The 21,686-nt window shown below is 66.4% G+C and carries 26 protein-coding genes and 3 pseudogenes; 10 read left to right on the top strand and 19 right to left on the bottom strand.

The genetic code is table 11. The annotated features are described in order from the left end of the window. Positions 1–666 (top strand): annotated as a pseudogene (locus tag AB4Z09_RS25315) (DNA polymerase III subunit alpha); the annotation flags it as partial. Here AB4Z09_RS25315 and AB4Z09_RS25320 read toward each other — a convergent pair. The 4 genes from AB4Z09_RS25320 to AB4Z09_RS25335 all read right to left on the bottom strand — a co-directional run bounded on the left by AB4Z09_RS25320 (position 573) and on the right by AB4Z09_RS25335 (position 2,316). Next, entirely contained in the window at positions 573–1,175 is a 603-nt protein-coding gene (locus AB4Z09_RS25320; protein WP_442240945.1) for a DUF7373 family lipoprotein, read from the bottom strand. The pseudogene AB4Z09_RS25315 and the gene AB4Z09_RS25320 sit on opposite strands and share 94 nt — an antisense overlap. A gap of 182 nt (positions 1,176–1,357) precedes the next feature. Then, positions 1,358–1,594, bottom strand: coding sequence for a hypothetical protein (locus tag AB4Z09_RS25325; RefSeq protein ID WP_442240946.1), 237 nt, complete (start codon positions 1,592–1,594; stop codon positions 1,358–1,360). 183 nt (positions 1,595–1,777) lie between these two features. Next, positions 1,778–2,167 (bottom strand): hypothetical protein, encoded by a 390-nt coding sequence (locus tag AB4Z09_RS25330; RefSeq protein ID WP_442240947.1) that lies wholly within the window; start codon positions 2,165–2,167, stop codon positions 1,778–1,780. A 23-nt stretch (positions 2,168–2,190) separates the two neighbouring features. Further along, positions 2,191–2,316, bottom strand: coding sequence for a hypothetical protein (locus AB4Z09_RS25335; RefSeq protein ID WP_442240948.1), 126 nt, complete (start codon positions 2,314–2,316; stop codon positions 2,191–2,193). A gap of 95 nt (positions 2,317–2,411) precedes the next feature. Here AB4Z09_RS25335 and AB4Z09_RS25340 point away from each other — a divergent pair, with 95 nt between their 5' ends. The 4 genes and pseudogenes from AB4Z09_RS25340 (at position 2,412) to AB4Z09_RS25355 (ending at position 5,436) form a co-directional block, all read left to right on the top strand. Continuing rightward, positions 2,412–3,026 carry a hypothetical protein gene (locus AB4Z09_RS25340; protein ID WP_442240949.1) on the top strand — a complete coding sequence of 205 codons (615 nt, stop codon included), beginning with the start codon at positions 2,412–2,414 and terminating at the stop codon, positions 3,024–3,026. A 92-nt stretch (positions 3,027–3,118) separates the two neighbouring features. Beyond that, positions 3,119–3,637: pseudogene (locus tag AB4Z09_RS25345) on the top strand (GTPase); the annotation flags it as partial. Positions 3,638–3,689: 52 nt separating this feature from the next. Next, positions 3,690–4,316, top strand: a complete 627-nt coding sequence (locus AB4Z09_RS25350; protein WP_442240972.1) for a DUF6891 domain-containing protein — start codon at positions 3,690–3,692, stop codon at positions 4,314–4,316. A 100-nt stretch (positions 4,317–4,416) separates the two neighbouring features. After that, on the top strand, positions 4,417–5,436 hold the full coding sequence (locus AB4Z09_RS25355; protein ID WP_442240950.1) for a hypothetical protein: 1,020 nt from the start codon (positions 4,417–4,419) through the stop codon (positions 5,434–5,436). Positions 5,437–5,494: 58 nt separating this feature from the next. Here the strand turns inward: AB4Z09_RS25355 and AB4Z09_RS25360 are convergent, their stop codons facing one another. Next, positions 5,495–5,656: a hypothetical protein gene (locus AB4Z09_RS25360; RefSeq protein WP_442240951.1), complete on the bottom strand. Its 162-nt coding sequence runs from the start codon at positions 5,654–5,656 to the stop codon at positions 5,495–5,497. 248 nt (positions 5,657–5,904) lie between these two features. Beyond that, a pseudogene (tnpA, locus tag AB4Z09_RS25365) lies at positions 5,905–6,309 on the bottom strand (IS200/IS605 family transposase). 75 nt (positions 6,310–6,384) lie between these two features. On the opposite strand from tnpA, the gene AB4Z09_RS25370 reads away from it, so the two are divergent. Continuing rightward, on the top strand, positions 6,385–6,861 hold the full coding sequence (locus AB4Z09_RS25370) for an RNA-guided endonuclease InsQ/TnpB family protein (protein ID WP_442240952.1): 477 nt from the start codon (positions 6,385–6,387) through the stop codon (positions 6,859–6,861). A 24-nt stretch (positions 6,862–6,885) separates the two neighbouring features. Beyond that, complete coding sequence (locus tag AB4Z09_RS25375) at positions 6,886–7,557, top strand: RNA-guided endonuclease InsQ/TnpB family protein (protein ID WP_442240953.1); 672 nt, start codon at positions 6,886–6,888, stop codon at positions 7,555–7,557. Between the two features lie 273 nt (positions 7,558–7,830). On the opposite strand, the gene AB4Z09_RS25380 is transcribed toward AB4Z09_RS25375, so the two are convergent. From AB4Z09_RS25380 to AB4Z09_RS25420, 9 genes are all read right to left on the bottom strand, one after another. After that, the gene (locus tag AB4Z09_RS25380) at positions 7,831–8,517 is read right to left on the bottom strand and encodes a hypothetical protein (RefSeq protein WP_442240954.1); all 687 of its coding nucleotides are present in this window, start codon (positions 8,515–8,517) and stop codon (positions 7,831–7,833) included. 105 nt (positions 8,518–8,622) lie between these two features. Beyond that, positions 8,623–9,171, bottom strand: coding sequence for a hypothetical protein (locus tag AB4Z09_RS25385; protein WP_442240955.1), 549 nt, complete (start codon positions 9,169–9,171; stop codon positions 8,623–8,625). Beyond that, positions 9,168–9,356, bottom strand: coding sequence for a hypothetical protein (locus AB4Z09_RS25390; RefSeq protein ID WP_442240956.1), 189 nt, complete (start codon positions 9,354–9,356; stop codon positions 9,168–9,170). Before AB4Z09_RS25390 ends, AB4Z09_RS25385 begins: the two co-directional genes overlap by 4 nt. A gap of 9 nt (positions 9,357–9,365) precedes the next feature. Next, positions 9,366–9,896: an RNA polymerase sigma factor gene (locus AB4Z09_RS25395; RefSeq protein WP_442240957.1), complete on the bottom strand. Its 531-nt coding sequence runs from the start codon at positions 9,894–9,896 to the stop codon at positions 9,366–9,368. 119 nt (positions 9,897–10,015) lie between these two features. Next, positions 10,016–10,363 carry a hypothetical protein gene (locus AB4Z09_RS25400; protein ID WP_442240958.1) on the bottom strand — a complete coding sequence of 116 codons (348 nt, stop codon included), beginning with the start codon at positions 10,361–10,363 and terminating at the stop codon, positions 10,016–10,018. Positions 10,364–10,465: 102 nt separating this feature from the next. Next, on the bottom strand, positions 10,466–10,825 hold the full coding sequence (locus tag AB4Z09_RS25405; protein WP_442240959.1) for a hypothetical protein: 360 nt from the start codon (positions 10,823–10,825) through the stop codon (positions 10,466–10,468). Further along, a complete protein-coding gene (locus AB4Z09_RS25410) occupies positions 10,783–11,220 on the bottom strand; it encodes a hypothetical protein (protein WP_442240960.1) in 438 nt (145 codons plus the stop codon). The genes AB4Z09_RS25405 and AB4Z09_RS25410 overlap by 43 nt, the downstream gene beginning before the upstream one ends. A 182-nt stretch (positions 11,221–11,402) precedes the next feature. Further along, a complete protein-coding gene (locus AB4Z09_RS25415) occupies positions 11,403–11,657 on the bottom strand; it encodes a hypothetical protein (RefSeq protein WP_442240961.1) in 255 nt (84 codons plus the stop codon). Between the two features lie 24 nt (positions 11,658–11,681). Further along, positions 11,682–12,125 (bottom strand): hypothetical protein, encoded by a 444-nt coding sequence (locus AB4Z09_RS25420; RefSeq protein ID WP_442240962.1) that lies wholly within the window; start codon positions 12,123–12,125, stop codon positions 11,682–11,684. Between the two features lie 199 nt (positions 12,126–12,324). On the opposite strand from AB4Z09_RS25420, the gene AB4Z09_RS25425 reads away from it, so the two are divergent. The 3 genes from AB4Z09_RS25425 (at position 12,325) to AB4Z09_RS25435 (ending at position 15,570) form a co-directional block, all read left to right on the top strand. Continuing rightward, positions 12,325–13,275 carry a helicase associated domain-containing protein gene (locus AB4Z09_RS25425; protein ID WP_442240963.1) on the top strand — a complete coding sequence of 317 codons (951 nt, stop codon included), beginning with the start codon at positions 12,325–12,327 and terminating at the stop codon, positions 13,273–13,275. A 351-nt stretch (positions 13,276–13,626) separates the two neighbouring features. Continuing rightward, entirely contained in the window at positions 13,627–13,878 is a 252-nt protein-coding gene (locus AB4Z09_RS25430; protein WP_442240964.1) for a helix-turn-helix domain-containing protein, read from the top strand. Between the two features lie 132 nt (positions 13,879–14,010). Continuing rightward, positions 14,011–15,570: a PucR family transcriptional regulator gene (locus AB4Z09_RS25435; protein WP_442240965.1), complete on the top strand. Its 1,560-nt coding sequence runs from the start codon at positions 14,011–14,013 to the stop codon at positions 15,568–15,570. Between the two features lie 127 nt (positions 15,571–15,697). On the opposite strand, the gene AB4Z09_RS25440 is transcribed toward AB4Z09_RS25435, so the two are convergent. The 4 genes from AB4Z09_RS25440 to AB4Z09_RS25455 all read right to left on the bottom strand — a co-directional run bounded on the left by AB4Z09_RS25440 (position 15,698) and on the right by AB4Z09_RS25455 (position 21,670). Further along, entirely contained in the window at positions 15,698–17,128 is a 1,431-nt protein-coding gene (locus AB4Z09_RS25440; RefSeq protein ID WP_442240966.1) for an amino acid permease, read from the bottom strand. 684 nt (positions 17,129–17,812) lie between these two features. Next, positions 17,813–18,958, bottom strand: a complete 1,146-nt coding sequence (locus AB4Z09_RS25445; RefSeq protein WP_442240967.1) for a CaiB/BaiF CoA transferase family protein — start codon at positions 18,956–18,958, stop codon at positions 17,813–17,815. After that, positions 18,955–20,421 carry an aldehyde dehydrogenase family protein gene (locus tag AB4Z09_RS25450; protein WP_442240968.1) on the bottom strand — a complete coding sequence of 489 codons (1,467 nt, stop codon included), beginning with the start codon at positions 20,419–20,421 and terminating at the stop codon, positions 18,955–18,957. Before AB4Z09_RS25450 ends, AB4Z09_RS25445 begins: the two co-directional genes overlap by 4 nt. A 55-nt stretch (positions 20,422–20,476) precedes the next feature. Continuing rightward, positions 20,477–21,670 (bottom strand): acyl-CoA dehydrogenase family protein, encoded by a 1,194-nt coding sequence (locus tag AB4Z09_RS25455; protein WP_442240969.1) that lies wholly within the window; start codon positions 21,668–21,670, stop codon positions 20,477–20,479. Positions 21,671–21,686 lie beyond the last annotated feature (16 nt).

Genomic DNA, 21,686 nt, shown 5'->3' on the forward strand with positions numbered 1-21,686 from the left:
GGCTGGGACTACCCGTCGTGCGAGGCCATCGGCCTGCTGAAGATGGACTTCCTCGGTCTGCGCAACCTCACCGTCATCGGTGACGCGATCGAGAACATCAAGGCCAACCGCGGCATCGACATCGATCTCGACACGCTCGCGCTGGACGACGCTGCGACCTATGCGATGCTCGCCCGCGGCGACAATCTTGTTGTCTTCCAACTCGATTCGGCGGGCATGCGCGAGCTTCTGCTACGCATGGCGCCGACCGAGTTCAACGATCTCATCGCATCGAACGCTCTCTACCGACCCGGTCCGATGGGGGTCGGTGCGCACTGGGCATACGCGGACCGTAAGAACGGCCGTGAGGCTGTGACACCGATCCATCCGGAACTCGACGAACCGCTCCGCGAAATCCTGGGCGAGACATACGCGCTGATCGTCTACCAGGAGCAGATCATGCAACTGGCGCAGAAGGTGGCCGGCTACACGCTCGGACAGGCCGACCTGCTCCGCCGAGCCATGGGAAAGAAGAAACCCGAAGTTCTCGCCGCCGAATTCGAGAACTTCCGCAACGGTATGCGCGGCAACGGCTACAGCAACGAAGCAGTCACCGCGCTGTGGGAGGCCGTACTGCCGTTCGGCAGAACGTCGATCCGGCCGAGCTCCTCGGGGCCGGCGCCGTAGTCGTTGTTCATCGTCGCTTCGTGTAGAGCGGTCGCGCCCTTCTGCGCGGACGCGTCGTCGGGGAACCGGAACACGGCGTTGACCAGGGACTGGTTACCTTCCTTGCCCGGGGTCGACCGGTTGGACGAGAAACCGACGAGCATGCCGTTGTCCACGGCGACCTGCGGGATCGGGTCCGGCAGCAGGAGGCCCAGCGACTTGCCGTCCTTGATGACGTACGTCGACATCGACTTCAGGTCCGTCAGCTGCGGGTCGATCTCGATCGGGTTGAGCACATACTCGGCCATCCGCTGGCCCTCGATCGAGCGCCCCTTGAAGTCATCACCCACCGTGGTGAACGCCGGCTGCGGGGTCGTGGGGAAGCTGCCGGTGTCGAGGGTGCTCGCGTCGACCTGCGCGACATCACCGGCGGCCGGCACGGCTTCCTCAGCTGATCCTGTGCTGCATCCGGGCAGCAGGACCGCCGTGGCGGCCGCGAGTGCGGCCAGTGGTGCGATCTTCGCTCGCATCGTTTTCCCTCCGTATGTTCGCGTTCGTGCAGCTCGGCGGGCCGATGCGCGCAATGCGCGGCGCCGGTTCCGCTCCCCCGATATCTGGTGGTCACAAGGTTTGATGCAGCGAGAGCGCGAAAGGTTCCCGCCGTCGCCGAACTTTCTGCCCGGGCCGCTCGCCGCGGGGTTTATCGTGCCGGTCACTGACCGATAGTGGTTTCCGCGATCGACGCCCCCGCCAGGAGCAGCCCGCGAATCGCCGGCGCCGCGAGGAGTGGCCAGAAGAACGCCGGCTGGTCGTTCCTTCGTGACCACACGATCCCCGCGATCACCACCGCGACGACGACCGCAGTACCGATCCACGTGACGGCCATCCCTTGCGCCACCGGGCTGGTGTCGGCCATCACGAACAGGAAGCTCATCCCGATCGCGACCATCGACGCACCAGCCGTAGCCAGTGCCAATAGGGGGGGGTTGCTATCTCGTCGGCCGTCTGCCAGCGCGGCCTCGACGGTCGAGTGATTCCGCCGACGGACGGTGACATTCTCGGGCATGGCATGTCCTGACTTTCTGTGGGAGCGATACCGGGTCGGCTGCGCAGCGGTGGATGGCGGTGCACATCAGCTCCCGGTTGCGGTGAAGACGATCACGGCGCACACGACCACCAGCGCGGCGATCAGCACGGCCGCGAGCAGTGGCCACCAGACGGCGCATCGTCTACGGATCAACGACCGCACGACGAGGGTGAACGTTGCGATCAGGATCAGCGCGATGCCAGCCAGCCCGGACAGGATCGTCCAGTTCACGACGCCGATGTTGCACTCGCCGGGTCCGCAGGTACCGGCGGCCATCGCGAGGAGCAAGGTCACTACCGCCGCATACCAGCTGAACACGACTGCCCCGGCGCAGAGAACGACACTGGCTGCGATGTTCGCGATCTGCCACTGCAGCCGGCGGCGAGCAGCCTCCGGTGCCGGCTTCTGCGGGGATGACTCTGTCGGCCTGCTCATCTCACGCAGAAGACCCTGGGCGGTCAGCGACCACGTGTGGTGGTTGGCACCGTGTACGGCGTGTACGTCGAGGTGGGGATGTCCGCGGCGTTCGAGATGGCCCAGCCGATGACGACGACGTAGAAGACCACGAGCAGCACGCACAGCACGGCCCACACGATCAGGGAGATCGCCCCCAGGCGCTTGGCCTGCTCGGCGGCGTGCTGCGCGCCGGCATGGTCACCGGCAGGACTTGCAGGCGGCGATGACCGCGTCGGTGCAGGTGTTCCTCGACGGAGTCCGGGCGATCGTGCTGCGACTGTTCGACTCCGAGGTCGTGTGGGCGGAAATCGAGCAGCAGGTGATCGCGTCGCTGGATCCGCGGCTGACCACCGGTGAGGTGGCCAGCAAACGTCAGGGTTTGTTGGATCCGTCGATCCTGACAATGGGCATGATCGGCACCAGCATGCTCGGTGCGCTGATTGGGGTCGGGGCTGTCGCTGGCGTCGTTTGGGTCGGCGTCAACCTGGGCTGGAAGGCCATGCGCAGCGGAAAGTCGAACCTGCTCACCTGGCTGCGGGAAACCCTGGCCACCGCCCGCTCGACCACCGCGCGGATGCTCGAGGCGACGCTGTCGACGGGCCGTCCCGAGATCGTGATCCGCTACCGCGAACACGTGAAGACGACGATGGAACAGGTGCAGGCGCAGATCGCCGACGCGAAAGAGGCAGCGCGCCTGGATGCCGCGACCCGGGAGGCGACCGTGACCCGGTTGTCGAAGAACCAGCGCGTGATCACCGCGAAGTGCCAGGAGATCGAGAACGTGATCACGAAACTGACCGCGGCCGCGCAGGCCCCGGCCGCAGAGGGGGCGGCGTAGATGGTGCACCCGATGGGCGTTCCCCAGCCGCAGCAGATGCCGCCAGGTCACCAGGGCCAGCTGGTCATCCGTGGCAACCCGGCCTGGATCCCGTGCGAGCGGTCCTCGACCGCAGCCTGCACGCCCTCGCCTCCCTCGGTGGGGATCTGGTCGCGCACGCGAACCGCATCGGCCAGACCCTCTGGTCACCGCCGCGGGTGGTGCTCGTCGGCCGGCTGAAGGCAGGCAAGTCGACGCTGGTGAACGCGCTGATCGGGGCGCCGGTTGCCGAGACCGCCGCGCTCGAGGCCACCAACGTCGTCGCCGTCTACCAGGACGGGGCACCCTCTCGAATCGAGGTCGTCAGCCTCGACGGACAGAGGGTGCAGCGGCCGATCGAACGCGGACACGCCACCGACCTCGGCCGGCCGGTCACCGAAATTGCCTACGTGCACCGATTTCTGCCCTCGGCAGCAATCCGGGACCTCGCGCTGATCGACACTCCCGGCCTCGCGACGCTGACGGTGGAGAACGACGCCGCCACCCGGCGGGCTCTGATCGACGGGTTCGAGCAGACCCGCACCGCGTCCGTCGACGCCGACGCCGACGCCGCGGTGTTCCTGTTCGACTCCGGAGCCCTCGCTCACCGCAGCAGACCTCGCTGAGATCCATTAGGAGACACGTATTCTCGTCGTTCGCGGGTTCGCAACCTTCGCCGAGATCTGTGAAACCGCGCGAGGCTGTGTCGACGGCGCCGACGAGCATCCTGCACTGGGGCGGCGTGTGGACGCGCTCGTTCGTCAGGTGTGGAACGAGCGCCTGCAAGAGCAGCAACGGTGGTCGGCCCCGGGCGACTACGTGCGGGTGGCCGCGGCGTTCGCTGACCTCGAGCAGCGCAGCATCCTGGCGCGGATGAACTTCACCTGCTGTGTCCGCTGCGGCACTGTCGAGATCGACGACGAACGCACGCCGGCGGATCCACCGATGGACGGCTGGTACCCGTGGCAGCAGTGGGCGTACACGTTCTTCCACATGCAGGACGCCGAACTCCTCGGTGACGAGCCCGCGGACCTGCTGTTGTCGTACAGCGCCTTCCGCCCAGCCCCGGACACCGACCCTGTACTCATCGCGGCCGCCCGCGGCGGCGACGAGACCGCCCGGCAGGAGATCGTCACCCACACCGACGGCGTCGTGGGTCGCACGGTGGTCGACGCGCTCGAGGCACAGGGCCTGACGGTGGACTGGAATGGCGACACCAGCCACCGCATCCGGGTGGCCGACGTCGTCTGGCGCAAACCGCTCTCCAGGTGACGGACCACATCGCCGCCGCGAAGACCGTGCTGCGACGCGCCGGTCTACTCAGCTGAGGCTCGCGCACAATGAGATGTGGAAGCCGCGGAGGGATAAGGACATGACTGCATGGATACAAGTTCTCGTCACGATGGTCGACGGTCCCGCGACTCCGGTCGATGGAATCGTACGGACCTGTCACAACTCCGACGAGCCCATCAGGGTGCCCACCATCAGCTACGGCGAGAAGCCCGTGATCGTGCGACTTGGCCCCGATGGTGCCCGGGTGAGCCGGGACGGGCGGAAGGCACGGGTCGAGAAGCTGAGCGGCGAACTGGTATTCCTCACTGACGGTGAGACAGCGTGGCACTTCCACGACGACCCATCACGGCCACGACAGACGCTCCTCGAAAGCGTGTATGTCGCAGGCCCGGCCAAGCAGCTGTTGATCACCCCACCCACCGGGTACTGGGTGCGGGAAGACTATGCCCGCCCCACCGGCCCCGTCGAGGACGTCGAGTTCCTCGGCCGCCCATGCTGGTCCGTCGAACTGGCTCCGCGCCGACCTGACAAACCGTCCGTGCGACTGATCGTCGACGCCGACTCCGGCGCGGTACTCGCCGCACACAGCGATGACGGAATCGACGGAGCCGCGTTCGAACAGGCAGCGTTCGGCGTTCCGGTCGACCCCGCCGTCTTCACCTGGGACGGGCCTATCGAGACCGACGACGACTCCCAGAGGAAGATGCAGGCCGCGGCCGAGACCAGGCGCCGACGGACCTACGACTGGTTCCGTGAGAACGTCTCCTCCGCAGACCTGCACGTCCCGGTCCTCCACGATCTGACTCCCCAGTGGATCAGGATCGATGACGAGGCGACCGGCGCGTTCAGCGCGGGATTCGGCGCCGGCGAAGGCGACGGATTCATGGCCCGCCGCCCACGGTCGAGCGAAGCGTGGGACCTCTGGTACGGGGAGGCGACCGCCGCATGGTCCACGGCCGACTTCGACTGGGCCTGCTGGGTCTTCCGCGGAACCTTCGATCCCGACGGTCTCGCACTCTTGCAACAGCGTCTACACCCGGGCGACCCGGTCGTCGGGAAGCCGGTTGTGCGTCGGCCCGACCGTCGTGAACAGGGGTGACGGTACATCTGCCGAATGGTCTTCACACCGCCTTCACCGCGTCTCCGTGCGGCAGACCTCACTGAGCGCCGACGAGACGCTTCACTCCGATTGTGCTGAAGTACAGGACCGCCCACACCATGACCAGCGGCCAGAGCGCGTACGGAACGATGATCGTCGCCGCGACGGTGAGTAACTTCCCCACCGAATCCCTGTCACCGACGAATGCTGCTGCCCCCATGCTCATTTCCTCCCCTGTTGCTCGAGGGCTCCCCAGCCCTTGGATCGAACGTAGTTGGCATGCCGCGCTGCTGTCCCGCGATCTCCCAGTGAGCGAAGCCACATCGCGATGCTCGCAGGTGCTGGCGAAGTCGTCCTCCGATGTCACCGCCCCGTGAGACGCTGGACGAGATGGACGAGATTCGAGTGGCAGTGACCGCCGATCTTTGGGCGCAGGCCCGGTTCTTGAGGTCCGGGATAGCCCATCTGTCAGTCTGGTCGGCGTTGTTGTTCGACGTATTCGCGGATGATCGACAGGGGTGCGCCGCCGCGTGATGCGGCGAAGTAGGACAAGGGACCAGAGGCGGTCGCGGTGTGTTCGCAGGTGGTCCTGCTGGCGAAGGCGGCGGGAGGACACTCCTTTGATGGAGTTCACCAGCTTCGACAACTGCACGGTCGGTGGGTACTCGACGAGCAGGTGCACGTGGTCGTCTTCGCCGTGAACTCGGTCAACGTCGCGCCGCAGTCGGAACACACGTCGGCGACGATCCGTTCCAGGGCGGATAGGTGCTCGCTGGTGAACACCCGCCGCCGGTACGTGGTCACGAAGACCAAATGTGCGTGGAGCGCGAATACGCAAGTCCTGCCGCGTCGGTGGTCATCCGGCACTGTCATAGACCATTGTTACGGTCGGCGTTGTGTTGAAGCGCTACCGCTATCGCGCGTACCCAACGGGGGGATCAGCAGCAGATGCTGGCCCGGTCATTCGGGTGCGCGCGGGTGGTGTTCAACGACGCGATCCGGGCCCGGCAGGATGCCCGGACGGCCGGGGAGAAGATTTCCGACACCGAGGTCCAGCGGCGGGTCGTCACTCTCGCCAAGGCCACCCCGCAGCGGGCCTGGCTCGGTGAGGTGTCGTCGGTGGTGCTGGTGCAGGCCTGCCAGGACGCGCGCCGCGCGTACCGGAACTTCTTCGACTCGGTCGCGGGGAAGCGGAAAGGCCGCAAGGTCGGTGCGCCACGGTTCCGGTCGCGGCGCGATAATCGTCAGTCGATTCGGTTCACCCGCAACGGATTTAGCGTCACTGCACGGGGTGTGCGGTTGGCGAAGATCGGCGACGTCGAACTGGCGTGGTCACGTTCGCTGCCGTCGGAGCCGTCGAGTGTGTCGGTGATCGAGGAACCGGACGGACGCTACTACGTCTCGTTCGTCGTCGAGGTCGCCTAGACACCGCTACCGGCGGCGTCCACGGTGGCCGGGATCGATCTCGGGCTTGCCGACCTCGCTGTGATCATCTGCTCGGACGGGCACCGCGAGAAGGTCGCGGCGCCGCGGCACCTGCGCGCCGCGCAGCGAAGGCTCGCTCGCGAGCAGCGGGCGTTGGCGAGGAAGGAGAAAGGCTCGAGCAACCGGGCCAAGGCCCGCGTCAAGGTTGCGGCGGTGCACCGGAAGGTTCGCGAAACCCGGCTCGATCATCACCACAAGCTCGCACTGCGGTTGATCCACGAGAACCAAGTGGTCGCCGTGGAGGATCTCGCGGTAGTGGGCCTGGCCCGCACGAGGCTGGCGAAATCGGTACACGACGCAGGCTGGTCGCTGCTGGTGCGGTTGTTGGAGGAGAAGGCCGCCCAGCACGGCCGTCGAGTGGTCCGGATCAGCCGGTTCACGCCGTCGACCCGGACCTGCTCGCAGTGCGGGGCGGTCGGCGAGGCCAAGGCGCTGCACATCCGGGAGTGGACATGTGAGTGCGGCGCCCACCTGGATCGCGACTTCAATGCAGCTGTGAACATCCTCGACGCCGCCGGGCTGGCGGAGTCGCTAAACGCCTGTGGAGCAGACGTCAGACACGAGGTTGCTCGTGCAGTCCGCAGTGATGCAGGAACCCACCGAACAGATCCCGACCACCCGGTCGAGGCTGCGTAGGGAATCCCGGCCGTTCACGGCCGGACTTCCTCCCGGCCGTTCACGGCCGGGAGGAAGTCAATCGGTGGGAGACTCGCGCACCGTGGTGGCGAGGACGGCGGCGGCTACCCGGCCTCGTGCTCGAGATCGATGGTCACGGTGCCACCCAGACGTACGGGACTCGGAGCCTCGACACCGCACGCGCGATGGTCCTCGAGTACCTTCGGCTATCCGATGTCGAAGTCGCCGAGGATGTCACGATCACCTGGTCCGAGCGCGGAGCCTGACCTGCGGTCAGCCTTCGCGGATCCCCGAGGCTGCCGAGAGCATCATCGCGGCGCACATTCCCACGCAGCCGACTACCAACGCGACGACCGGCCACAGCACGCCCAGCACGATCGTGGCGGCCGCCGTTGCACGCAGCAGCGGTACCGCGCGGCGGTAGCCGCGGTCGAAGCCCTCGACCGTTGCCCGGAGCTCCGCCGGCACAGACGCAGGATCGTGGCGGAAGTACGGGATGGCCGCGGCCAAGGCCAGCAGGAACACCCCGAAAGACACAGCCATAACCTCCAGCATCGGCATCTCGTGTCCGGTCATCTCCCCGACCAGACACACGTGCAGGGCCAGCAGGATCACAGCGAGGCCGCACCACACGATCGACAGGCCCCGTGCACGCCGCCGGCTCGCCTCCGGCGTCGACAGTCCGCCGCCGTAGCAGGCGCCGCGTCGTTCGAACCAGCGATCAGCACGAAACAACGGCCACGGGAGAATCGCGAGCCCTAGCAGAATCGCCGGTGTTCCTGCCGCAACAGTCTCTTTCGTCGCAAGAGACGGGGTCCTGTTCGGGCCGGTGACTTCCTCGAGCGTGTTGGCCAAGTCCGGCCATCCCCACCAGGAGACCGCTGACGCGACCACCGCAGCGATGAACATGACGGTCATGCCGACAACTGGCAGCGCATCCTTGCCTTGCGCAGTGCGCACCGCACCCTCCCCCGTTTCCGTTCTGTCGACGCCTCCCCCGGCGCCATGTGGCCAGTACAGCAGATTGCCGAATCATGTGCGGCCGTGTGTTGCCCGGTGCGCGAATCAGGTGACCAGCGAGGTGGGTGTCTCGGCGAGTCGCTCGGCTTCGAGGTGCCGTCGGCGTCTGATCAGCCGGTCCCGGTTCGCTTCGCCGTTGAATACCTCGTCGTTGATGGCGGTTTCGATGTCGAACGGGGTGCCGGCCAGGCGCAGTTGCGCGAGTTCGACGAGGAATCGGTCGACCGCGATCCGGATCAGTTCCGCTCGTTTGATGCCCAGCGACAAGGCGAGGCGGGCGAGACGATCGGCCAGCACCGGGTCGATGTGCATGTTCACGATGTAAGGGAAGGCCGGTCTGGTCGCACGGTTGTTCGCGCGCTCGCGGACGATGGCGGCCAAGCCGGCACGGCTGGCCAGGAGTCGGCCGATCGCGATCCGAATGACGGCGCTGCGGCGTCGCTGCCCGAACGGCGCGGCCACCGCGATCAGCGCCTGGTGCGCTTCCAGCGAGAACTTCACCTGAACAGCGGGGCCGATGGGTGTGCGCCCCAGCTGACTCGGCCAGTTGTCGATCTCATCGTCGTCGTACTCGGCGCGCGCGTCGGCGGTCATTCCGCTGCCCGGTCGTCGTCGCCTTCCCGCGTGCGGGCGGCGTTGTACTCGTCGAGGACCTGGTCGACAGCACGTGTGGGGGGCTGGAACTCGGGGCCTTCGGATTCGCGGAGCAGGCCGCGGACCTGTGCCAGCATCTCGAGCTCGCGCCGCAGGCGCTCGTGTTCGGGCAGGTCTGCTGTCACCACGGTGTCCTATGCGGTGCGAGCGGGTGCGAGCAGCGTGATCAGCTGTTTGCGGGCCCGGTTGATGCGGGTCTTGACGGTGGCGACCGGGATCCCCTGGTGCGCGGCGATGTCGGCGTAGGACATCTCGGCGAACTCGCGGAGCACGATCGCGACGCGGAAATCCGCGGGCAGTTGCGCGAGGGCGTGGCGGACAGCATCGACGTCAGCAACCCGGTCCGCGGTCAGCGGTGCCGGGTCTTCGAGTTCGATGACGTCGAAGTCGTCGACGGTGGTGTCCTTGCGCTTGCGCACCACGGCCAGGGATGCGTTCGCGGCGATCTGGTAGAGCCAGGTGGAGACTTTCGCGTCGCCGCGGAACTTGTGGAGGTTCTGCCACGCTGAGGTCAGGGCGTCCTGGACGGCTTCTTCTGCGTCCTCACGGTTTCCCGTGACACGGAAGCAGATCGACCAGAGCCGGTTGCGGTGTCGGCCGACCAGCTCCGCGAACGCGGTCTCGTACCCCTGCCGGCAGAGCGCCAGCAATTCCCCATCAGTCACGGATCCCCCCAGGACCATTTCAATCGGCTCGATCAGCCGTCGGGCAGTGTATCCGGCGGCGCCAGAAGGTCTCCCGTCCAGGTCCGGACCGGGAGCCTCCTAGACGGCATCGATGCTGGTCAGAGGCCGCTGTCGTGGAGGTCGATGCCGTCGCCGTCGTCGTGGTGGTGGGCGCCGAATCCGTCGTGGTCGAAGCCGTCACCGAGGTCGATGTCATGGCTGGTGTCGTGGCCGTGGCGCCCAGCAGCCGGGTCATCGTGCAGCAGGGCGGCAAGGTCCCCTCCGCCCTCGAACGGATCCGAATCCGAGTCGTCCATCTCCGGCACCAGCGAGGAGTCCACCTCGGGTGTCGACGGGTCGACCGCGTGCTGAACCGCGGAGGCCCACACGTCGTCGGGGGCCTGGTCGAGGGCATCGTCGACCGAGATGCCGAGGGCCTGCCACAGACTCACGTCCGGTTCAGTCATCGCGATACCGCCTCCAGTCGAAAAGGTCACCTACTAGTTGGATGCAGCCAGAGGCGAAAAGGTTCCCACCAATTCTGACGTGTCCGAATTCCAGGCGAGGAGTCACGTCCCGATCAGGTCGACCATCGCCCACAGCCGCGGCTGCAACGCCATCGCCGTCTCATCCGCAGGAGCACCAGCGACCAGGTCGGGATCGGTGTCGTCGGCGACGAGCATCGTGTTCCCGGAGTCCGCCCAGGCGTCCTCGAACTGGGCGATCGGGACCTCGAGACCGGTGCCGTCGGGATTGCCGGGATCGGAGAGGATCATCACGCCACGGTCGGTGTCGATGCCGGCGACGACGAGCACGTGATCGGGCTTGTTGTCCTCGACGATCTCCTCGGCCGGGGTCCACAACTCGCCGGAGTCGACCATCGCGATCACGCCGTAGCCGTCGGCGAGCTTGGCCGCAAGGTCGTCCATGCTGCTGGACTCGATGTGACAGGCACGCCCTGGTCCTCGAGCAGGACCTCCAGCGAGGTGATGGTCATCCCGTTCGCGGGGTAGTCGCCGACGAACAGACCGAGTTCGAGGGCCCGGTCGACGAGCTGCTGCGGATCGGAGATGTCCAGGCCCGTGTACTCGGAGACGACCTGCGCGGCCGACGACGGGCCGCAGTAGCCGTCGTACTCCTGGAAGAACCAGTCCCCGGTCCACGCTGCGGCGTTGCCGTAGGTGCCGTCTTCGGGCGCTACGGCGGGCGCGGTGTCCTCGACATCGACTGCGGGAGCCGCGGGTTCGTCGAGGTCGGGCACCGACACGACCGGGGCCACCGGCTCGGCCGGCTCGGCGGGAACTGGTGCAGCGCCGGGGGTCACCGGTGTCCGTATCGGCGGGGAGGAGCTGCGGGTCCGGCAGCAGCGGATCCTCGATCTCCAGGCCGACGTCGAGCAGGTCGGTGGTCGAGGCGTCGTCAGGGGTGACCAGGTCGTCGCCGATGCTCATGCCGTAGGTGTCGTCCATCAGAAGTTCTCGTCTCCGTGGTGAGAGCGTGGCCGGGTCAGATGAGGTCGGAGGCGTCCGGGACCGGGTTCCAGTCGCCGGTCTGGCCGGCGTCGGTGAGGATCTCGTCGGCCAGACCGTCACCGTCGGTGTCGATTCCCATGTAGTCGAGGACTCCGTCGCCGTTGGTATCGAGCGCCACGGCATCGATGACGCCGTCGTGGTCGAGATCCATGTCGATCTCGTCGAGCTTGCCGTCATTGTTGTGGTCGAACGCGACCGTGTCGGTACGGCCGTCGCCGTTGGTGTCCATCTCTCCCCGGTCGACGACACCGTCCTAGTTGGTGTCCCGGTCGATCGCGTTGAACTTGCCGGCGCCGCCGACGTACTCGATGACGTCGATCTTGCCGTCGCCGTTGGTGTCATGGTTGATCTGATCCACGACACCGTCACCGTCGAGGTCGACCATCGTGGAGTCGACGATGCCGTCACCGTCGATGTCGCGGGCCGAGGTGTAGTTGCCCGACGGGGCGGCGATCGGCGCGGCGGACGGGTCGACGAACGTCGCGGACTCGGGATCCCCGACCACAGCTGGGTTCGCGCCACCCTCCACAGCTGGCACAGCCGGATCCGGCGCCACCGACGGCTCAGCTGCCGTTGTGGTGTCCTGCGGCGTCTCATTAGTGGGAGCGGATTCGCCCGGGCCGTAGTAGAGGTCGTCGGCCTTCTTCTCGACGTCATCGAGCTTCGGCGCGCTGGTGGTGTTCTCCGGGCTGCTCACCTCGTTCTCCTCCCCAAGCGGAGGACTGGTTCCTCCGCGTCTACACAGTCAGATGCGCCCAGGAGGCAAAAAGTTCCCGACTCGTCCCGGGCGAGCTGCCCGCACCTGCCCGACGTCGCGTTTACGGGATCCACCAGCTCGTCTGCTACTAATTCCCCGGGGCAATCATCCGGGGGGATTAACAGTGCACAGTCAGGTCATGCGTGGGGTCGCTCGCTGGGACGACGCAGTCGGCCGGCTCTCAGCGTTTGCGACCGCACACGGGCACGCCCGCGTACCTGCTGGATTCGTGTGCGAGGACGGGATGCGTCTCGGGGCGTGGGTGATGCACCGCCGCGCAGAGCGCCGCCGGGGCGCCCGTTCCCTCACCGCGGAGCGGATCCGTCAGCTCGACGCCGTCGGCTTCGACTGGAACCCGCCACGGGGTCGAACCACCGACGAGTTCGCCGAGCAATGGGACACCGGTGTCGCGCACCTCGAGCAGTACCGCGCCGAGCACGGCCATACTGCCGTGCCGCTCGGGTGGGTGTGCGAGGACGGGTTTCGGCTCGGACGCTGGGTGGCGGGCCGCCGCACCGATCGCCGCCACAACGCCCGAGCACTGACACCATCGCGCATGAGCCAGCTCGAGGCGATCGGGTTCGACTGGGGCCCGGCCACCACCAGGGCGCAGCGGGAAGCCGCCCAGTGGGCGGCCGGCGTCGCTCATCTGACCAACTACATCGCAGGCCACGGACACGCCCGGGTCCCCCACGGGTGGACCAGCAGCGATGGCTACCGGCTCGGTGTGTGGGTCTCGACCCGACGCACTGATCGCCGCAGAGGCCGGCCATCACTGACCGCCAACCGGATCGACCAACTCAATCACCTCGGATTCCACTGGGGCACCGCTGGTGCCGGCACTGCCGCGCCCCGAACGCGGTGGACCATCGCGGTCGACCACCTCGCCCGGTTCGTCACCGCTCACGGGCATGCCCAGGTCCCCCAGACCTGGGTATCTCCGGATGGGTTCAAGCTCGGAACGTGGGCGGCGCAGCGCCGGTATGACCGTCGCACCAACGCACCGACCTTGACACCTGATCGCATCGCCCAGCTCGACAGGCTCGGTTTCGAGTGGACGCCACCGCGCGGGCCGGGCAGGAGCCGGTGAGGGGACAGTCGCTCTCCTGGTTCACCGGTCACACTCAACGCGAGGGGCGACGGGTTCGCGAAAGTGCTGCGGCACAATTGCTTGCATGACTGCACCAGCTGACCTCGTGAAGCGGTTCGAGGAGTTCCTGGCGTACCGCAGCACCAGTAAGCCGTCGCCGGCGACAGTGAAGGCGTACCGGCAGGACTTCGATGCGATTGCATCACTGCTCGCCGCAGCGGCCGGCACCACCATCGACGGACTCGAATGCACGGTCGTGGACAAGGACCAGGTGCGGGTGGCGTTCGCAAAGTATGCGGAGAAACACTCGGCGGCATCGATCCGGCGTTGCTGGTCGTCGTGGAACACGTTGTGCGACTACAGCTCCTACACTTCCTGCGTGACTACTTCGCGAACGACCTCGATGTCACCGCCACCGCCAAGCAGTGCGCCCTACACCCGAACACGGTGCGCTATCGAATCAAACGGATCGAAGAGGCCCTGCACGCGTCGTTGTGCTCACCCGCGGTGATCACGGAGATCCACCTGAGCCTGGACAACCTCGTCTCCGCACCAACCGATGCCGCACCGACCCAGGCGGGGCCCGCGACCTCCACGCCATAGCGTGTCGATTGACATCAGCATTGGTTGACTGCGCCGGTACGACGGCCGCGACCGGGCCTCTCGATGGCGTCCTCGTGCGGTCGCCGGAAGCTGGACAAAATACACTGACCGGAAAACTGCGGGAGGACAAAATTGGCGATTACTGTTCGCCGACTGACTCAGATCAGCGACCTCGGCCTGTCGCTAGTGGCAGGCCTCGAAGGCGCTGATCGCGTCATCGATTGGGCACATGCGATCGAGCTCGTAGATCCGACCCCTTGGCTATCCGGGGGCGAACTCGTCATGACCACCGGACTGAAGATCGGTACGAGTGCGGACGAACAGTACAACTACGTTTCCTCCTTGGTGCAGGCCGGCGCCGCAGCCCTCGCGTTCGATACCGGCACGACGTTCGCGAGAGTCCCCGACGGTATTCGCGCTGCGGGTGACGCGCTCGGGCTGGCAATCCTCTCTGTGCCTGCGTCGACCCCGTTCATCGCCATCACCCGCGCCGTGATCGACGAACTGACCGCCGACCAGATCCGCGCGATACAAAGCGTTGTCGACCAACAGGAGACGTTCGCCCGGGCCACGTTGCGAGGTGGCATCCCCGCGGTCATCTCGGCACTCGGGCGTGCCCTGTCGTCGTCACTGGCCGTGATCGACACCGACCAGCGCATCCTCGCGGTGCACGGTGCAGACGCTCCCCACGCCGTCACCCTCGCCCGCTCGGTGGCCGATGCCGCACGATCCGGGGCCAGCCGACGTCGCTCGACGAGCAAGGTTATCGCCGGTGATCACGGGTACTGCACGATTCAGAGCATCTCCGCCGCACAAGACCTTCATGGATATCTTGCGGTCAACTCACGTGGGCCGTTGGCGCCGTCGGATCGACTACTAGTGGCCCATGCGGTGTCGCTGATCTCCATCGAGCTCAGCAAGCCCGCCAAGGTGGTCGACGCCGAGCATCGGTTGCGTGCCGCCGTCACCCAGGCACTCCTCGCGTTCGGAGAGCATGTCGACGTCAGCTTATTGYGGTTCTTCGGCTTCGAGCCCGACACACAGGTTGCGGCCATCATCCTGACCGATGTGGGCCCGCTTCTGGCCGCCGAACGCCGCACGACGAGCGTGCTCGGCGCCGACGCCACCCCGTACCTCATGACACCGACGGAATCGGAGATTGTGGTCATCGTTCCTGCAGAGGCGTCGACGGAGATCGGCACACGTCTTCATCAGCAAGTAGGCGCCCAACTGCAGCGATCCATCGGCGGTGGGCTGGGGCTTCCCGCAACGGTATTCGCAGCAGCGCGCAGTGTGAAGCAAGCGTCCGTCGCCGCCCGCGCGGGCGGACTGCAGGAAAAGAAGTTCATCAATTTCGCCGAACTGGGAACGTTCTCCCTGCTTCTCGGTTCCCAGAGCACCGAAGAGCTGCACGCCATGTCGCATTCGGTGCTCGGCGCACTCGACGACTACGACAACGCACACTCACCCGTCAGTAGCCTGATTGCCACAGTGGCCGCCTTCCTCGAGCACAACGGGCAGACCGAAGTCGCAGCGGCCGCCCTGGGCATTCACCGCCACACGATGCGGAACCGGTTGAACAAGGTGGTCGAGCTGACCGGCCGGGACCTCGACTCTGCCCATGTGCGTGCAGAACTATGGATCGCCGTCACAGCCCGGGAGCTGCTCGGAACACTGGAAGATCGGCGTTGAGACGCTACTCGCCGCGATCCACCGACCGGGTGCTCACGTCGACGAATGCGGACTTACCGGGGAGGGAGCACCACCACCGGGTTCCGCCTTCTCGGGAGTGATCTGCGCACCCCCGAGAAGGCGGAGACTATGCGAGGCGCTCAGCCGACACTGTCGCCGACGGTGTCTCGGAAGCGGCTTGCGGCGCGTGGATTCCTTCTCGGGTGGAGCGACGTTTCGCTACGTAGGCCAGGAGAATGACGCCAAGGGCGATCAGACTCTGGACAAGTTCCGCACGGGTTCCGGCATTGAGCCCCATCCCCACCAAGATCGCCAGGATGACTCCGGTGACCGCGATCGGCAGCCAGGGAAACAGCCACACGCGGAACTTCAGGATCTCCGGGCTGCCCTTCTCCCAACTGCGGCGAAGTCGCAACTCGGACAGGCAGATCAGCACGTACACGAACAGGCAGATCGCCCCGGAGGAGTTGACGAGATACAGGAAGATCGTGTCCGGCCGCACGTACGCGGCGGCGATGCAGCAGTAGCCGATGAACGTGCAGGACAAGACGCCCTTGACCGGAACGCCGCTGCGGTTGACACGGGTCATCCATCGCGGCGCGTCCCGGTGCGCGGACAGCGCGAACAGCATGCGGGATGCGGTGTACAAGCCCGAGTTCAGGCATGACAGCACGGCAACCAACACAACCAAGTTCAAGATGTCCGCGGCCCCAGGGATCCGGAGCAGGTCCAGAGCGGCGATGAACGGCGATTCGCCCGGCACCAGCGAATCCCACGGCATCATCGTCACCAGCAAGAACGTGGACAGGACGAAGAAGGCCAGGATCCGGAACACCACGGTGCTCGTGGCCCGTCGGATGGCCTGGGCCGGCTCGGTCGACTCTGCCGCCGCGATCGTGACCAGTTCGGCACCCGTCATCGAGAAGATGACTGTGACGACGCCGACGAACACCACGCCAAACCCGTTTGGGAGGAAGCCCCCGTGGGCGGTGAGGTTATGGAAGTCGACGGTGCTACCGGGCCACACGCCCAGTACGAACAGGGACGCAATCACGATGAAGGCGATGATCACGGCCACCTTGATACCGGCGAACCAGTATTCGGCCTCACCGAAGTTGCTGACCGACAGGAGATTGACCACGGTCATGATCATGAGGAGAGCGGCGGACATCAGCCACAACGGAACACCGGGGAACCACCGGGCCAGCAAAGTCGCGCCGACGACCGCCTCGATGCCGACGACGACAACCCAGAAATACCAGTACAGCCAGCCGGCGGTAAACCCCGCCCAGCCACCGAGCGCCATGCGCGAGTACTCGGTGAACGACCCAGTACAGGGCTTCGCCACGGCCATCTCGCCGAGCATGCGCATCACCAGGAATACGATGAACCCGCAAATGGCGCAGGTGAGAATCGCGCCGGGACCGGCCTGATCGATGACTCCGCTCAGTCCCACGAAGAATCCGGCTCCGATCACCCCGCCCATGGAGAGCATGGTGAGGTGACGTTTCTTCAGCCCTGCTTGGAGAGTGGTGTGGTCGGTCGATAGCTCGGGCATGCCGCTCCTGTTCGTCGGGTATCGCTCGAGGCTAAATCCCCACTGTGACCCATGCCATAGACGGGCCGTACAAATCTGGTCACACATGTGTCCGCTGCGGCCAGAGAGTCTGGATCGCCTCCGGTACGCGGCTTGGGCCGGAACTGCTCCGCAGCTCGGCGAGCGCGAGGAAAGGAGCGTTCATCCGGCATTCCCGACTCGGCAGGGGTGGGGCCGTCAGCTTCCTGATCGCCGGCAACCGCGCGGGCCACGCGCAGAGTGCTGCAGCGGTGCAACGCATTTCGGACCTCGTCGCGGAGACTGCCATGATCAGTGCAGCGCGACCAGCGACACGGTCTCGATCGGTCACCCCAGAGCACACCACGTCGGACGAGCCGATCAGTAGCAGGTCGTTGTTCCCGCGCAGGCGTCGGCCTGGCCCACTTCATCTCACGTACCTCAGGCGGGGCAGAAACGAAACGAGGGCCGGGCGCCGCTCGCTGATCGAGCGGCGCCCGGCCCCCAAAGGTCCGGTGGTACTGCAGTTGTTTACGACTCGGTGATGGCCTCACATCCACGCTGCGAGAAGGCACCCCAGCTGTGGGGCGACATCTCCAACGACGATCGCGCGCACGGCGCCCGGCGGAGCCGCGTCGGCGATCGCGGTCCAGCGACCGCGTCGACGACTGAACTGATGAACCCCATTCAGTGCGGGAGCGTCGACACTCGCTTCTCGTCGTCCTCAGCATCTCCCAGTTGCGGTGGGGCGCTGCGATACTGCACCGGAGTCGCTGACAGCGATATCGGATTCGCGACCTGCCGTGTGCGGCTGCCGGGCACGTCGACCACGGCGTCTAGGCCCAACTGCTCGGCGAAGTCGAATGCTTCTGCGATGTCGTTGATGGGGCCTGTGGGTACGCCGACGGCGGTCAACGTCCGGAACCAGTAGTCCGCGCCCTGCGCAGCAAGTCCAGCGCTGACGACCTCGTAGAGGGCACCGCGATTGGCCACCCGAGACGTGTTCGTCAAGAATCGCCCGTCCACAGCGACTTCTGGAATACCCAGGGCACCGCAGAGCTGGGCGAACTGCTTGTCGTTCCCGACCGCCAGCGCGATGGGGCGATCTGCGGTCGGGAACACCTCGTACGGGGCGATGCTGGGGTGCCGGTTACCGATGATCGAGGGAACCGCTTGGGCACCAAGGTATCCAGAGGCCTGATTGACCAGCGACGAGAGAAGCACCGACAGGAGATTGGTGTCGACTCGTTGACCTTGGCCGGTGGTGTTGCGATGGTTGAGCGCTGCCAGTATGCCGGTCAGCGCATGCAGGCCGGTCAGCACGTCGACCAGTGCCACACCGACTTTCGTCGGGGAACCGGGCTCGGGGCCGGTCATACTCATCAGGCCACCGACGGCCTGCACGAGAAGGTCGTAGCCCGGCAGGGCGGCGCCGCCCCCACGTCCGAACCCGGTGATCGAGCAGTAGATCAGGTCAGGTTTGATCGCCAGGAGGTCGTCGTAGCCCAGGCCGAGACGCTCCATTGTCCCGGCCCGGAAGTTCTCGACGACGATGTCGGCGCGGCTGACCAGATCCCGGGCACGCGCACGCCCGTCCTCGGTGCCCAGGTCGAGGACCACGGAGGTCTTGTTGCGGTTGACCGAGTTGAAGTAGGTGGCGTTTCCCTCGTGGTCGAAGGGCGGCCCCCACGCCCGGGTGTCGTCCCCGACGCCCGGTCGTTCGATCTTGATGATCTCAGCACCGAGATCACCGAGCAGCATCGTCGCGTACGGCCCGGCGAGGACACGGCTGAAGTCCGCGACAACGATGCCGTCGAGGGCGCCGCGGCTCATTTGCGAGCCTCCCCGCCCCGTAGGTACACCGCGGTGGTGTGGGTGAAGAACTCCCGTGCCGAGCGGCCCTGCTCTTTCGGGCCGTACCCGCTCTTCTTCGCACCGCCGAACGGCACATGCGGGTCTGCCCCAGCAGATTCCGAGTTGATGTGCAAGATGCCGACGTCGATGTCGTCGATGGCATCGAGGGTTCGGGTCAGGTCCTGGGTGAAAATCGCCGCGGAGAGCCCGAACTCGCTGTCGTTCGCAAGGGCGAACGCCTCGTCCACAGTCGCGGCTCGCCGGACCGCCAGGACCGGGCCGAACAGTTCCTCGCGCCAGACGTCCGGGGACCGCGAGGGCAGTTCGAGGATGGTCGGGGGGACGAAGTAGCCCGCGGCCAGGGCGCCGCCGGAGTACGGCTGCCCTCCCGCGATGGGCCGTGCACCCTGCTCGAGTGCGCGATCGATGCCGGCCTGGATCGATGTGCGCGCGACGGCGTTGACCACGGGTCCCATTTCGATGCCGTCGTGCAAGGGGTTGCCCACGTTGAGTGCGCTGGCGCGTTTGCCGAGTTCGGCGACGAAGTCATCGGCGATGTCGTCGGTGACGATCAGTCGGGAGGTGGCGGTGCACTTTTGGCCGGTGGAGCGGAAGGCCCCCAGCATCACCTGTTCGGCGGCGAGGGCGAGGTCGGCGTCGCCCAGGACGACGGCGGCGTTCTTCCCTCCCATCTCTGCCTGCACCGGCACGCCCCGTGCGGCGCCGACGGCCGCGATCTTGCGGCCGACGCTGGTGGATCCGGTGAAGGTGACTGCGTCGATGCCGGGATGTTCGACGATGCGGTTGCCGACGGCGCCGCTACCGATCAGCAGGTTCAGTACACCGTCGGGCAGACCGGCGTCGGCGAGGGCCTGGGCCAGGCGCATCGCGAGGAGGGGGACGGTGCTGGCCGGCTTCCACACCACAGTGTTGCCATAGGTCAGGGCCGGGGCGATTTTCCACGCCGGGATGGCGATGGGGAAATTGAACGGGGTGATCACACCCACCACACCGAGCGGCTTGCGGATGACGAGAATGCGCTCGCCACGCCGGGGCGAGGAGAAGATCTCGCCTGCGTCGCGGTCGGCGTCGTTGCCGTAGTACCGCAGGATCTGCGCCGCTCGCAGAACTTCCCCGATGCCTTCGGGCTTGGTCTTACCTTCTTCCAGGGCGAGTTCGGCGCCCCAGGCCTGAGCTGCGTTCTCCACCAGTCCCGCAGCACGGACGAGAATCGCCCCTCGCTCGTGTGCGGGGGTTCGCGCCCACTCCCGCTTGACCCGCTGGGCTGCGGCGACCGCGCTGTCGAGATCCGCAGTTCCTGCCATTTGTCCTTCGGCAACAACGAGTTCCGGTTCCGCCGGACTGGTACTGACGATGGTGCCGCCAGCGCCGTCGAGCCACTGCCCGTCGACGAAGTTGTGCAGTTGCACAGGTGTGGTCATGTCACGTTCACCTTTGGGTGCGGGGATTGGTGGTGAGAATGGGCGCAGGGCCGAGTCAGCGGAAGGCTGGGTGTCCGGTCAGCGCCTTGCCGATCGACAACAGGTGCATTTCACTCGTGCCCTCGTAGGTGAGCACCGACTCGAGATTGTTGGCGTGCCGCAACGGCGGGTACTCCAGGGTGATGCCACTTCCGCCGAGGATCGTCCGGCACTCGCGGGCGATGGCGATCGCTTCGCGAACGTTGTTGAGCTTGCCGAGGCTGATCTGCTCGGGCAGGACACCGCCGTCGTCCTTCATCCGGCCGAGGTGCAGCGCCAGCAACAGACCCTTGCCGAGTTCAAGGGTCATGTTGGCGAACTTCTCCTGGGTGAGCTGGTAGCTCGACAGCGGCTTGTCGAACACCTCGCGGGAGCCGGCATAGGCGATGGCGGATTCGAGGCTGTCTCGGGCCGCACCGAGCGCGCCGAACACGATGCCGAAGCGGGCCTCGTTCAGGCACGACAGCGGCGCGCTGAGCCCCCGCGCTTCGGGCAGCTGCGCCGACGCCGGAAGACGCACATTGTCGAGGACCAGTTCGGAGGTGACCGACGCGCGCAGCGACAACTTCTTGTGGATGTTGTTGGCCATGAAACCCTTGGTGTCCGTCGGCACGACGAATCCGCGGACGCCGTCGTCAGTCTGGGCCCAGATGGTGGCGACGTCGGCGAGGCCACCGTTGGTGATCCACATCTTGGTGCCATTGAGCACCCAGTCGCTCCCGTCGCGGCGGGCACGGGTGCGCATGCCGGCAGGGTTCGAGCCGAAGTCGGGCTCGGTCAAGCCGAAACACCCGATAGCATCACCGGCGGCGAGGCGCGGCAGCCACTCCTGCTTCTGTTCTTCGGAGCCGTAGCGGTAGATCGAGAACATGGACAGCGAGCCTTGCACAGACACAAAGCTGCGGAAGCCGCTGTCGCCGGCCTCGAGCTCGAGGCAGGCGAGACCGTAACTCACAGCGCTGGTTCCGGCGCAGCCGTATCCATCGAGGTGCATGCCGAGGACGCCGAGTTGCCCGAACTCCTTGGCCAGTTCCTTGGGCAGCGTGGCCGATTCGAACCAGCTCTCGACGTTCGGCTTGAGGCGGGTTTCGACGAACTTGCGCACGGTGCCGGCGATGTCGCGCTCGTCCTCGTCGAGGAGGGCATCCGTGCCGAAGAGCTCGAGTGGGCGCAGCGTGCCTGTCTTCCGGGGCACAGTCAGGGTGGTCATGAAGGTGGCGCTCCTT

This window comes from Rhodococcus sp. TAF43, from assembly GCF_052113525.1.
GTDB lineage: Bacteria > Actinomycetota > Actinomycetes > Mycobacteriales > Mycobacteriaceae > Prescottella.